Origin of the sequence: Sulfoacidibacillus ferrooxidans, assembly GCF_022606465.1 — a bacterium.
Taxonomy (GTDB): Bacteria; Bacillota; Bacilli; order Alicyclobacillales; family SLC66; genus Sulfoacidibacillus; species Sulfoacidibacillus ferrooxidans.
In genome coordinates this window covers 271,876-284,485 of the sequence record NZ_JALBUF010000002.1, presented here as the reverse complement: position 1 = coordinate 284,485, position 12,610 = coordinate 271,876, and the positions used below count along the sequence as shown (strand labels likewise).

Below are 12,610 nucleotides of genomic sequence, written 5' to 3'. Positions count from 1 at the left end.
GACTATATGCCACATAACTCGCGCATAAGGAGAGAAGTTTGAATTTCAGTAAACGCTTCCAGTGTGTAACTGCGATGCAATGTCCATCTTCGAAACGCCCACATCTGTCCTAATACTGTAATATTGTGAGCCATCAATAATACGACATCTTCCGCAATCGAAAATGATCCATCCGCAATACCTGAATGTAATATACTAGAAAAATAGTTGCTGATTTCTTCTTCTCTTTTAAGAACATAATGCATGTATTCTGATGGCAATGATTTTGTTTCTTGATAGATCAATAGAACAAGCTCTTGTAATTCATCAATCACACGGAAAAAACTAGCTAACACCATCGGTAAAATTTCACTTACTTTGGCATCAGAGATCAGTACAGGCAAAAGTTTTTCCTCGACTTGACTATGAATCATATCACACACCAAATAAAGGATGTCTTCTTTTGAATTTACATATTCATATAACGTTCCAGTCCCCAAACCACTTTCCCTTGCAATTTCACGTGTTGTGGTCCCATGATACCCTTTTTGTGAAAAGAGTTTCGTCGCTGCTTGAACAATTTGTTCCCGGCGCAATCGTACCAGTTCAGGATCCTTTACAGGTGTTGCGATGTTTCGAGTGATCGCCATATCTGTGCTCCTCATTGCAAAGTTTAGAACACCATTCGTTTCCGAGCGAGCGCTCAGTCAAACTAATCATACCACACCCTCTTACATGTCGCTAGAGTACCCATCGACTTGTAATAACATACTTTTTTATGAAACAGGTTTAGTAAGTTAAAAACTGGTGCAAAATGCTAGTACGTTCGCTAGGGAGAGTGAGTTCATATTGAAGCGTGTAGCCGTGTTTGTTTTACTGAGTGGTCTATTATTCATGGGGAAAGCCGCATACGCAGATTCTTTTACACAGAACAACACCAATACAACTCAAACTGCCACTACGACAACAACGTACGTGGTGCAGTCCGGGGATACATTAGATTCGATTGCAGCAGCATTTAACACAAATCCAACTGTTCTTGAAACCTTAAATCAATTGAGTAACCCGGATTTGATCTATACCGGAGAACATCTGTTGATCCCTGCACAACAACCCAATGTACCGCCTAATGCACAAGCGTTAGTCTGTACGTTAACAGCATATACAGATGGATACCAATCCACCGGCAAAGTCCCTGGAGATCCTGGATATGGAATAACATCGACAGGTCAAGTTGCTGAACAAGGGTTATCCATAGCAGTTGATCCTTCTGTTATTCCGTATGGAACCGCAGTTTTTATTCCTGGTATCGGCGTTCGCATTGCTGATGACACAGGCGGTGCCATTATTGGTGATCATATTGATGTTTTTTACAACAACCAGCAAACCGCGATGAACTTTGGTGTAAAACCTGATGTTGTTGTCTATTTGCTACCACCTTCAGATGTGACCTACGAAAATGGTCTGCCTATGTTAGCACAGACCATAGATACCAATGTCGTTGGAACAGCCTTAACAGTAGCTAATTCAACTGCAATCTCACCATTGGTTAAGGGATTGCCAACGCAGAATACTCTATCGCAACCTTCACAGGTAAGTTCTGCGCCTAATACAGTATTACCACAACCTGCTACCTTGGCTTTGTCTACTCCGAATAATCCTCTTGCAGAAAAGCAACTGCTCTCTTTCATGCCAAAGGGGATGCTTAGTATAAAAGAAAAACCTTTGACAAAGTCATCAGTAAGCGCCACAACGCCTCAAATTATATCAGCATCACAAAATGACATTCTAGACGTGTGGGTCATTACGCTTGACCGCGATGTACTGCAACCTGTATTAGAAACAGCCAAACAATCCTTATGACGAAATACCCATCCACTCAATCCATAGCAAGTCACAACTAAAAAACTCATATAAGTACAGAGCATGTTCGCTCTGTACTTATATGAGTCATCAATCTACTATGCTAAGTACTGCTCTGATTCAATGATCCGAGCTGCAATACGGCGCTTTAATTCAACCGTATTGGTCGGAGTCATGCGAGTCAATTTACGAAACACAGAAAGTGACGTCTTTAATTCATCGCTTTCTTGCATGGCTGCCAAGGTATCTTTTGCAATCCGCTCTACCTCAGGGAATGTCTCTGCGACAAACAAACGCACGTAGTCTGCCTGAATGTCAGCTGATGCTGTTTTTTTGCTTGCAGCTGTTTTATCAGCGCGCAACACAGCCGTTTCCATTGCATATAAGGCGATAGAAATGTCTGCTAAATTAGCTAAGATCTCTTGTTCTACTTCTAATTTTTTACCGTATTTTTGAACGGCTAAGCCACCAACAAACAAGAAGATTTTACGGGTCATCTCTACAGCATGACGCTCTACAGCCAGTGGCACAGACTCATCTGCAGGTTCAATCATCCCCATCAATTCTTCCTGCAATCCTTTTGCAGCTTGTAACAGTTCAACTTCACCCTTTAGTGCCTTCTTCATCAATGTACCAGGGATGATCATCCGATTAATTTCATTGGTTCCTTCAAAAATTCTATTAATCCGTGAATCACGATACATCCGTTCAATCGGATAATCTTGAATAAATCCTGCTCCACCATGGATCTGTACCCCTTCATCCACCGTAAAATCAAGTGATTCTGAAGCAAATACTTTGTTGATAGAACACTCAATCGCAAATTCTTCAATCGCTTTAGCTGCGATACGCCCTGAATCTGGACCTGTTAAATCTACTTCAGATAATGCCGCGTCAATCGCTCCGGTGGTTCTGTAAGCAATACTTTCTGTAACAAATGCACGCATCGCCATATCAGCTATTTTTCCCTGAATTAATGGAAAAGAAGCAATTGGACGCTTGAATTGTTCACGTGTATTTGCATACTTTACAGCTGTTTCCATGGCAACTTTAATGCCACCCACACATCCGACGGCCAATTTGTAGCGACCAATATTTAAGATATTGAACGCGATCACATGACCCTTACCTGCTTCGCCAAGTAGGTTCTCCACTGGCACATGGACATCCTCTAAAATTAATGGCCGAGTTGAAGATGCTTTGATGCCCATTTTCTTCTCTTCAGGACCTGTTGAAACACCTTGGAAATTGCGTTCTACAATAAATGCTGAAAAATGCTCACCGTCGATTTTGGCGTACACTACAAACACGTCTGCAAACGCAGAGTTTGTAATATATTGTTTCGTGCCATTTAAAATATAATATTTCCCATCAGCAGATAACTTGGCAACTGTACGAGCACCAAGTGCATCTGATCCAGACCCAGGTTCTGTGAGGGCATATGCAGCAAATTTACGGCCAGAAGCCAAATCAGGAAGGTACTTTTTCTTTTGCTCCTCATTACCAAAATAAACGATTGGTAATGACCCAATTCCTACATGCGCCCCATAGGATAATGCAAAAGAACCTCCACGTGTCATGTACTCTGTAATCAAAGAAGACGTAACCTTATCAAGACCTAGTCCATCATATGCTTCAGGTACATCCACTGCGAGTAAACCCAAATCACCAGCTTTATGCAATAACTTGACAGTAAGATCCCAGTCTTGATGCTCTAATTGTTCAGATACTGGAGTAATATCCCCCAATACAAAATCAGATGCTGTTTTTGCAATCATTTTATGTTCATCTGTAAAATCTTCAGGTGTAAAAACATGTTCTGCACTTTGTGGTGCTACAAAGAATGCTGCACCATATTCTCTTGTTTGACTCATCGTCAATTCCTCCTTGAATCATTTGTATTATAGACGTTCAAAAATACCGGCAGCTCCCATGCCTCCACCAATACACATAGTTACTAATCCATACCGTCCGCCAGAACGCTTTAGTTCCTCAAGAATAGTTACCGTTTGGCGCGCGCCGGTACAGCCGAGCGGATGTCCCATAGCAATGGCTCCGCCATTCACGTTAACAATGCTCGGATCCATACCTAAACGGCGAATCACTTCTAGCGATTGCGAAGCAAATGCTTCATTTAGTTCAATCCGATCTATATCTTGTAGCTGTAGACCTGCTTTTTGTAGCGCTTTTGGCACAGCTGCAATAGGACCAATCCCCATGATATCTGGGTCAACTCCTGCTACTGCAAAGGATCTAAATACACCAATCGGTTGTAATCCATGTTTTGCAGCTTCTTCTGCTGACATCATAACAACTGCCGCGGCACCATCACTAGTTTGTGAAGAATTGCCTGCCGTTACAGAACCACCGACGCGAAATACCGGTTTTAATTTTGCTAAGCCTTCCAGTGATGTATCCGGGCGAACGCCCTCATCCGTATCAAAAACAAAGTTTCTCTCAATGACTCGGCCTTCAGCATCCGTATCTCTCAATACGACGTCGAGTGGAATAATTTCATTTTTAAACTTTCCTTCTGCAATTGCAGCAGCCATCCGTTGATGACTCTGCACCGCAAAGGCATCTTGATCTTCTCGGCTTACATTGTAGCGCATGGCAACTTCTTCTGCCGTATGACCCATCGACATAAAAATTTCCGGATAATGGTCTGCCAAATATGGGTTAGGAGAGATATTGTATCCACCCATTGGTAAACGGCTCATGCTCTCCACACCGCCTGCTACCATCACATCGTTCATACCCGTTTGAATCGACAGTGCAGCCGTTGCAATGGCTTGTAATCCCGAACTACAAAATCTGTTAATCGTAACACCTGATACAGAGGTAGGGAGGCCTGCTCTCGTTGCTAAGATGCGTGCCAGATTCATTCCTTGTTCTGCTTCTGGTGTTGCACAACCGAGAATAACGTCCTCGATCAACGCTGGGTCAAGACTAGGAACTCTCTCTAACACAGCTTGTAAGACTGCTGCCCCAAAATCATCTGGGCGGGTCTGTCGCAATGATCCTTTACCAGCTTTGCCAACGGCACTTCTGCCACCTGCGACAATGACTGCTTCTCTCATGTGTGTCCCTCCTTGCTCTATTTGCTTATCGGACTAATTGCGTAATGGTTTACCCTTTTGTAACATGTGCTGCATCCGAGCTTGTGTTTTTGGTTCACCACACAAGGATAAAAACGCTTCACGTTCCAAATCTAGTAGGTATTGCTCGCTGACAACGCTGCCACCGGGTGCTTTCCCACCAGTTAATACACGGATCACATGATGTGCAATCTTTTCGTCATGATCAGATATATAGCCACTTTTCTTCATACCAAACACGCCAATTTTCAGATACGCTGCGCCATTTTCCCCGACCACTTGCACTCCTGTATGGCGCCTTGGAACAAAATCCCGAGCCAATTCCAAACTGCTCAATTTTGCTTGAGCAAGCAATTGATCGCGCGCCACTGTGATGCGATCGGTAGAACGCAAGAATCCAAGTTCAGATGCTTCTTTGGCACTAGTCGATACTTTTGCCATCGCAATCGCTTCAAATGCCTTTTGAACGAGTGGAATAGGAGAAAGATCGGTTCCATTTGGCATACGCTCCATCCAGCGCATCAGCAACTCTTTATTGCCCCCGCCGCCTGGTAGCAAACCTACACCTACTTCAACTAATCCGCAGTAGGTCTCAGCTGCCATTTGCAATTGCGTACCTGCCATGGCAATCTCTGCACCGCCGCCAAGTGTCAATCCATAGGGAGCAATCACCACTGGTTTTTTTAGGTATTTTAAACGCATATTTGCATTTTGGAATTGGCGGATAACCAGATCGATTTCATCCCAATTATCATCCTGCGCTTCCATTAACATCATCATCAAATTAGCGCCAACCGAGAAATTGGCTGCTTCACTACTGATAACGAGTGCCTCAAAATTCTTTTCTACTTCTTGCGCAGCCTTCATCATCATCGATACTACATCTGGGCCAATAGCTTGTTTGAGAGAATGCAGTTCAAGGCAAGCTACACCATCTCCCAAATCCACTAGACTTGCACTCTTGTTTCCCATAACCAAGTGGCCATTTTCCTTTAAAAGAGCCAAATCAATCTTGCGTTCATCATGTTTTGCTTCTTTATATCCACTACCAATAAAAAAACTTTGCACAGTCTGTCCCTGCTGTGCGTAAAAGGATTCACCCTGGCTCAATAAAGACTCAACAAATGCAGGAATGCTTAATCCTTCTGCCTTCATGCGTTCAACGGAGCGACGAACACCTATGGCATCCCACAATTCAAAAGGTCCCAGATCCCAATTGAAGCCCCATTTCATAGCATTATCGATCGCAACAATATCATCCGCAATCACGCCCACTAACGCAGCACTATAGATCAGCGTTTTTTTCATGACATCCCAAATGAATGTTGCAGCAGCATCTTCGCCATATACTAACGTTTGAAGTTTCTTCTGAAGCGTAGGAGCTGCTTTTGCAGCTTCATATGATGCAGATGAAAGTTTTTTACGCGGACGATATGTCATCGTCTCCAAATCTAACGCAAAAATCTCACGACCTTGAGCCGTTTTTTCGCGTTTAAAGAATCCCTGACCATTTTTTTCACCAATCCAACCTTTTTCCACCATCGTCTGAATCACAGAAGGCACTGCAAAAATAGCTTTTTCTTCCGGATCCGTCGATTGATCGTAAACGTTTTCTGCAACATGCAAAAATGTGTCTATCCCTACAATGTCTAGTGTGCGAAATGTAGCGCTTTTGGGTCTACCTAATACAGGACCTGTTAGTACATCCACTTCATCCACACCAAATTGACTTTTTTGCAGTTCATCAAGCGTTACGAGAAGTCCATATGTTCCAATGCGATTGGCAATAAAATTAGGAGTATCCCTTGCAATGACGACACCCTTACCAAGAACATTCTCACAAAATACACGCATGTCTTGAATTACTTCAGTAGATGTATCATGTGTAGGGATGATTTCTAACAGTTTCATGTAGCGAGGGGGATTAAAAAAGTGGGTGCCTAAAAAATGTCTCCGAAAATCCTCAGAACGTCCTTCAGCCATTGCAGTAATGGAGACACCTGAAGTGTTCGAACTGACGATCGATCCTTTTTTACGAAACTCATCTACTTTAGCCAATACTTGCCGTTTAATATCGAGCCGTTCAACTACTACTTCGATAATCCAATCGCATTCTGCAATTTTGTGAAAGTCATCCTCAAAATTGCCTGTCTCAATCATATCCATATCTTTTGTACTATAAAGTGGAGCGGGTTTGGCTTTCGCCAATCCTAGTTTTCCAAAGTTAGCAAGCCGATTTCGGACTGCCTTGCTCTCCAAGGTCAGACCCTTTTTCTCCTCATCAGGCGTTACCTTATTGGGAACAATATCAAGTAATAATGATGGAATACCTACATTAGCCAAATGTGCTGCTATGGCAGCACCCATGACTCCTGAGCCTAACACTGCCGCACGTTGAATAGAGCTCACTCAGTTCAGCCTCCTAACTCCTGCTGGTTCTATGATAACAAACCACTTGCCTTTTGAACATCCTTTTTTGACTGATTGGTCAATTTTCTTTCTAAAGATTATCTTACACTGATTTCAATGGATTTTCTACACTGAATAATTTTTACCTCCGTTCGTTTAGCCTCTTCCTTTAGAGTAATTGATCTTTTTTACGTTACCCTGAACATATAAAATTACACTTGCTCCTGTGATATCTAAACGCATACTTATCCTTTTTCATGCAAACATTATGTACTGAAGATACAGAGGAAGGATGGTGATTCTAACGAATCCATCAAAAGCCCGCAATCAACATGTTGATCAAATCAAAGAGGTGATTGCTAATACAGAGAACAATATCGCAAAGACGGAAGAAATACTTGCTTCCGTTGCGATGTCAGATCTAACAAGAAATAACCTGCAGTCCACCAATACCAGAAGAGAGCACAGTATACTCGAATCGAAAGAAGCACTAGAAGATGAATTCACTCATTCATGATGTGCTTTTATGAATAGAATGATCCTGATGCATATAGCTTGCAAAGTTTGCTATGTATGCACCAGGATCACTTTGTGTCACAGTCATTACTAAGTTGTGGATAATTGTCTTCTGCTCCGCTTTTTTTGTAACATGTTAGTGCAGAGCTATGAACTTTGACACTTTCCTATTCACTTCGTCTCACATAGAACGGTGGATTGACTACTCCACACAAACGAGCGTAGACAAATAATTGCCCTTTATGATGAATTTCATGCTCGCGCATCGCTTCGATCATCTGCAAGCCTGACAAATTATATTCAAAAGCACTACTTGTGTTCACTTCTGCTGCTAGTTGTTCATCTGTTACTGTCTTGTAGATGTCAATCGTGCGTTTCGTGGTTTCTCTCACTACTTCTCGTAGTTGCTCCATACTATTGACTTGCACTGCCAGAGTTGGTTTTGCCAGTTGTCCTGTAACCACAGCATTCACAAACCACTCGCCTACACCAACGATATGTAATGTCAGTTGAGCATACGTCCAAGCGCCATCCCATGGAGTATAATCTTGACTACCTTCAGGAGTCGCCTCGACAAGAGAAACAAGTGCATCTCGATGACGCAACCACGCTTTCATCAGTGAATCGACAGTTTTCATATTGTTTATCCCCCTATTATCACTATATTAATCCTAGTTAATTATGATTATAAAGTCAATGCAATTACAACAACCGAACATCCCTAAGTCATGTACACCCATTGGTTACACACCCATTATCTGATATAATAGAAAAAAACTCATTTCTATCTTGAAAGGATGCCAAACGCCTATGGACTGTATTTTTTGTCGCATTATCAATGGCGAACTTCCATCAAAAAAAATATACGAATCCGAACATGTACTTGCTTTTGAAGATATTCAAAAAGCCGCACCAATCCATGTACTCATCGTCCCTAAACTTCATGTAGAATCTATTCTCGAATTACCTGAAGATCGTCCAGAGCTACTTGTCGAATTACATAAAGCAATAAAAGAGGTAGCAACATTGACAGGCGTTGCGCAAGAAGGGTTTAGATTAGTTTCAAACAAAGGAAAAGCTGCGGGACAAACTGTATTTCATTTGCATTTTCACATCCTAGGTGGCAGAGATCTAGAACTAACACTCGCTTGATCCATTCACCAAGAACTTGCTACATCCTATCTATATTTAGTGTACACTCTTATCATAGGTCTGGAGGGATCCATCATGCCAAAAGCTGAAAATCGCAAGCGCCCAGCAAATTTGCTTGGCAACGTACCAGACAGAGGGAAGCACACCAAGTCTGATGGAGTGATTAACAACCCCGATCGCGACATGGCACAAAATAAAAAACAAGAATTATTGGAGAAGATGAAAACACTCCAAAAGAACATGAAGGCGGAACGCGAAAAATCAATTGATCACACCTCTAAAAAATAACCATTGTTTGATTGAGTTCTATCCAGTTTTGTTTATCGCCAATCTCACACTTTGACCCTCACCACGATATGCTTACTAACAATGCTGCAGCTTACTCCCTACCTCAGTTGGATATACCAACTGAGGTTTCTATGATGACTTTCAATTCTTCATCCCTCATACAATAACTCATAGCTCCATCTATCTTTGAGATAACTTTTACAAACATAACATTCTTTTGATCCTTCTAATGCACATCTATTTTCCCGACTAATCCTTGTTCCTTCTTTCCTCCAGCATCTGAAAAAAAGTCAAAAACTCCTTTTTTGTCTGGTGTAAATTGCACAGTTGTTGTATGATGCACAGAAAGGTTAGGAGAATAGATATAGAATGCCGGAAGAATAAAATTATGTATTTTAGTCCCTTGATTACTTACAGTGATTGTCACGGGTTGATCTATCTGCCCCACAATTTTTTCAGGTGTAAAATGACGATCTGTAATGATGATATGATAGGTCGCCGCATAAGCAAGATGCCCCATCATTGCCACACTGCTAAGCACACACAAACTCCCGACTATCACTAGTTTATAGAAATTCCCAAACATAATCGATCTCCTTTCCGTTCACTGCGGCAAAGATCAGATGCACTACATGCAGGACACTTCATTGACTGATCCCTAAAACATAAAGATTGACGCGATACGCTAAAAACTAGGGTTCCCCTCTCGCACCACTATATACCATAAATTAGCATATGGTTTGATTTGTGTTCTTAAGTTTTTTGCGTATTGATCCATAACATGACTAGCTTTGTGAACTGCTCCCGCCTTTGCTTCGCGTAGAGGCATGAGCTTCTTGGTTAAAACCATACTTTCCAGTACACAAAAGAAATGCACATTCCAATACAAGCACCTGCAACTACATCCGTCATATAGTGCAGTCCAATATACACTCTAGATAATGCAATGAGCACAGCAAGCCCGAGTGTAAACCATATGATCTGGGGAAATGCGAGCGACAAAATCGTACATAGCGCAAATGCGCCCCCTGCATGATTGGATGGAAACGAAGGGTCATTAGGATCTTTATGGACAAGTGGAATCAGACGTTCTGTAACAAATGGCCTCACTCTCCCTACATGCTTTGCGATCGGATCAATTACAAACTTAGTAGTCAGTGCCGCTGCAATAGCAACAAGCACGGCATATAAAGCATAAGGTGCGTCATATGCAGATCTCCCGAACAAAGAAGCAATAAGGATTAGTCCCATCTCAATAAAATATACGACGGGACCGTATCTCCCTATAAAAGAAGCCATTCGATCAACAGTACGGTATCGTCCATGCAACGATTGTATCGACAAATACCATTGTCGATCTCTCCTTTCAATGTGTCTCATAAAAGTACGCATCACATTCTACACATCCTTCTCACCACTTTAGCCTACACCAACTATTACCATGACATGTCACACATCAATACGTATTCCCACCCGAAACTGCTTGTCCACGCGAAAACTGATCCGCAACATCATCATCGATGCTTTTGCCAAATGCATACGCGTCTGTGAGTTCAACATCACCCTCATGATTAATAGAAAATCCATGATAAGAAAAATTAGCACTTCCGATAAACACAATTCGTCCAGCATCAATGGAGAGGATTTTAGCATGAAGATACTCACTATCATAAGGTTGATAATAACAAACGGCTACGCCTGATGCTAAAAGCTCACTTGCAGTCTTGTGATTATAAGGTTCTTTAGGATCGAGTACTACATTGACTTTAACACCACGTGCAACTGCTGCTGCAAGTGCTGATCGCATATCTCGACTTGTAAAAGCAAATGCCTCTATATCAATCGATTGCGTTGCACTCGCGATGGCTGTAAGCATCGCCGGTTCAATCTCCGTATCGTAGAGAAGTGGCAATGGGTACGCCAATGGAACCTCTGGATTGCCTCCAGCCCGCGCATAATCTTGTTGGAAAAGACCCTCGAACTCTGCGGTGGGGTGCGCAAAATAGACTGAAGCATCGTGATTAGCCCAACTGTATGCTCCAAAATTCATGCCACCAAGTAGAGCCTCCATCCCTCCTTTTGTCATGACAACCAGCGACTTAATGTGAGAAATACCCCCTGGTATCGATAACGTGCGTACCAAAATATGATGTGCACGCAAAAACGGTAGCGCTATGGATTGAGAATGCGGTTCAGTTGCATCGAGTACCACTTCTACATTCACTCCGCGATTCTTCGCTTTATTAAGTGCGTCTAAAATATCCATGTCAGAGAGTTCATACATTGTCAAATGGCAAAATGTTGTACTGTGATTGATCATCTGCAAGGCTTCCGGCTTAATCTCTGGTCCCCACAATAAAGTATCATCTTTACTGGTTACTGAATTTGGAAACTGTTGATTGGATGTTGCATTAAGCGTAGCACAACTTGATAGCAAGCACATCGTGCTTGCACTTAAAAACATCAAAGTCAAGCGTTTACCTTTTTTCCTAACCCATACGTCATGTCCAAAAATGCTACCTAAATACTTTAAAAATCCCTTACTTCTCATGCTTTGTTCTCTCCCCTATGAATCTTTAGTTTCAGTAAGCACAATCATTTCCGTGTGATCTGCTCACCTATTCTGTTAGAGAGTGGAGAGTCAATTCCTCTTTTCAATAGCATGATTCCATATCATCTTGAAAACAATAAAAAATCTCCGCATCTACATGCAGAGATTGTAATCGAAGCAGACCAAAGCTATTCATTTTTAAAGTTGTGCAATAGGTGAATATAGACATTTCTGATCTTGATCAAACACTGGCAACGACATATTTGAACGTGAAATCAACGTGACACCAGTTGTATACAACCGCGACCAATCACCCATGCAAAAGCCAGCACCCATCATCATTGTCGAGTGCGAATCCCAACCGTTTTGAATATTTTGTCCGAAGAATTGACCAGTCGCATTGGTCATCGCCGCATTTTGAATATTGCCCACCTGAATAATAGCCGCCATTTAGGGTCCCTGCCAACTGGGTGAGAAGTTATCCTTCACATCTGTATCTGCAATAGGCTGCAAGATGACAGATGGCGTGTATGATAAAATGGCTGTTGTTCCATTGAAATCATAGTTACCCATTACATACCCGGCACCTATCTGCAAAGGTGAATGAGAATCCCATGCATTTTGCACATTTTGACCATAAAAAAAACCAACATCGTTCGTCATGGATGAAATCTGGAACGCACCAACACTGACAAATGCGGCCATGAATTCTTTTCCCCCTCACTCACCACAAGATACCTTATGCAAAAGAGAG

14 protein-coding genes are annotated in these 12,610 nt (G+C 42.1%); 4 read left to right on the top strand and 10 right to left on the bottom strand.

The annotated features are described in order from the left end of the window. Window positions 1-2: 2 nt before the first annotated feature. Window positions 3-629, bottom strand: a complete 627-nt coding sequence (locus tag MM817_RS06030) for a TetR/AcrR family transcriptional regulator (RefSeq protein WP_241712572.1) — start codon at window positions 627-629, stop codon at window positions 3-5. Window positions 630-828: 199 nt separating this feature from the next. Here MM817_RS06030 and MM817_RS06025 point away from each other — a divergent pair, with 199 nt between their 5' ends. Next, window positions 829-1,842: a 3D domain-containing protein gene (locus MM817_RS06025; RefSeq protein WP_241712570.1), complete on the top strand. Its 1,014-nt coding sequence runs from the start codon at window positions 829-831 to the stop codon at window positions 1,840-1,842. Window positions 1,843-1,940: 98 nt separating this feature from the next. Here MM817_RS06025 and MM817_RS06020 read toward each other — a convergent pair whose 3' ends face one another. The 3 genes from MM817_RS06020 to MM817_RS06010 are packed head-to-tail and all read right to left on the bottom strand — an operon-like array spanning window position 1,941 to window position 7,349. Then, window positions 1,941-3,716, bottom strand: a complete 1,776-nt coding sequence (locus MM817_RS06020; protein WP_241712568.1) for an acyl-CoA dehydrogenase family protein — start codon at window positions 3,714-3,716, stop codon at window positions 1,941-1,943. Window positions 3,717-3,743: 27 nt separating this feature from the next. Further along, window positions 3,744-4,922, bottom strand: coding sequence for an acetyl-CoA C-acyltransferase (locus tag MM817_RS06015; protein ID WP_241712566.1), 1,179 nt, complete (start codon window positions 4,920-4,922; stop codon window positions 3,744-3,746). A 33-nt stretch (window positions 4,923-4,955) separates the two neighbouring features. Continuing rightward, window positions 4,956-7,349: a 3-hydroxyacyl-CoA dehydrogenase/enoyl-CoA hydratase family protein gene (locus MM817_RS06010; RefSeq protein WP_336605152.1), complete on the bottom strand. Its 2,394-nt coding sequence runs from the start codon at window positions 7,347-7,349 to the stop codon at window positions 4,956-4,958. A gap of 295 nt (window positions 7,350-7,644) precedes the next feature. On the opposite strand from MM817_RS06010, the gene MM817_RS06005 reads away from it, so the two are divergent. After that, window positions 7,645-7,866: a hypothetical protein gene (locus MM817_RS06005; RefSeq protein ID WP_241712564.1), complete on the top strand. Its 222-nt coding sequence runs from the start codon at window positions 7,645-7,647 to the stop codon at window positions 7,864-7,866. 166 nt (window positions 7,867-8,032) lie between these two features. Here the strand turns inward: MM817_RS06005 and MM817_RS06000 are convergent, their stop codons facing one another. Further along, window positions 8,033-8,503, bottom strand: coding sequence for a DinB family protein (locus MM817_RS06000; protein ID WP_241712562.1), 471 nt, complete (start codon window positions 8,501-8,503; stop codon window positions 8,033-8,035). Between the two features lie 172 nt (window positions 8,504-8,675). Between MM817_RS06000 and MM817_RS05995 the strand changes: the two genes are divergently transcribed. Continuing rightward, entirely contained in the window at window positions 8,676-9,017 is a 342-nt protein-coding gene (locus MM817_RS05995; RefSeq protein ID WP_241712560.1) for a histidine triad nucleotide-binding protein, read from the top strand. Between the two features lie 75 nt (window positions 9,018-9,092). After that, on the top strand, window positions 9,093-9,305 hold the full coding sequence (locus MM817_RS05990; RefSeq protein ID WP_241712558.1) for a hypothetical protein: 213 nt from the start codon (window positions 9,093-9,095) through the stop codon (window positions 9,303-9,305). Between the two features lie 226 nt (window positions 9,306-9,531). On the opposite strand, the gene MM817_RS05985 is transcribed toward MM817_RS05990, so the two are convergent. The 5 genes from MM817_RS05985 to MM817_RS05965 form a co-directional block, all read right to left on the bottom strand. After that, on the bottom strand, window positions 9,532-9,846 hold the full coding sequence (locus MM817_RS05985; protein ID WP_241712556.1) for a cupredoxin domain-containing protein: 315 nt from the start codon (window positions 9,844-9,846) through the stop codon (window positions 9,532-9,534). 299 nt (window positions 9,847-10,145) lie between these two features. Beyond that, the gene (locus MM817_RS05980) at window positions 10,146-10,697 is read right to left on the bottom strand and encodes a phosphatase PAP2 family protein (RefSeq protein ID WP_241712697.1); all 552 of its coding nucleotides are present in this window, start codon (window positions 10,695-10,697) and stop codon (window positions 10,146-10,148) included. 64 nt (window positions 10,698-10,761) lie between these two features. Further along, a complete protein-coding gene (locus MM817_RS05975) occupies window positions 10,762-11,856 on the bottom strand; it encodes a phospholipase D-like domain-containing protein (protein ID WP_241712555.1) in 1,095 nt (364 codons plus the stop codon). Between the two features lie 198 nt (window positions 11,857-12,054). Further along, window positions 12,055-12,306, bottom strand: coding sequence for a hypothetical protein (locus tag MM817_RS05970; protein WP_241712553.1), 252 nt, complete (start codon window positions 12,304-12,306; stop codon window positions 12,055-12,057). Next, window positions 12,307-12,561 carry a hypothetical protein gene (locus MM817_RS05965; RefSeq protein ID WP_241712551.1) on the bottom strand — a complete coding sequence of 85 codons (255 nt, stop codon included), beginning with the start codon at window positions 12,559-12,561 and terminating at the stop codon, window positions 12,307-12,309. Window positions 12,562-12,610: the final 49 nt, after the last annotated feature.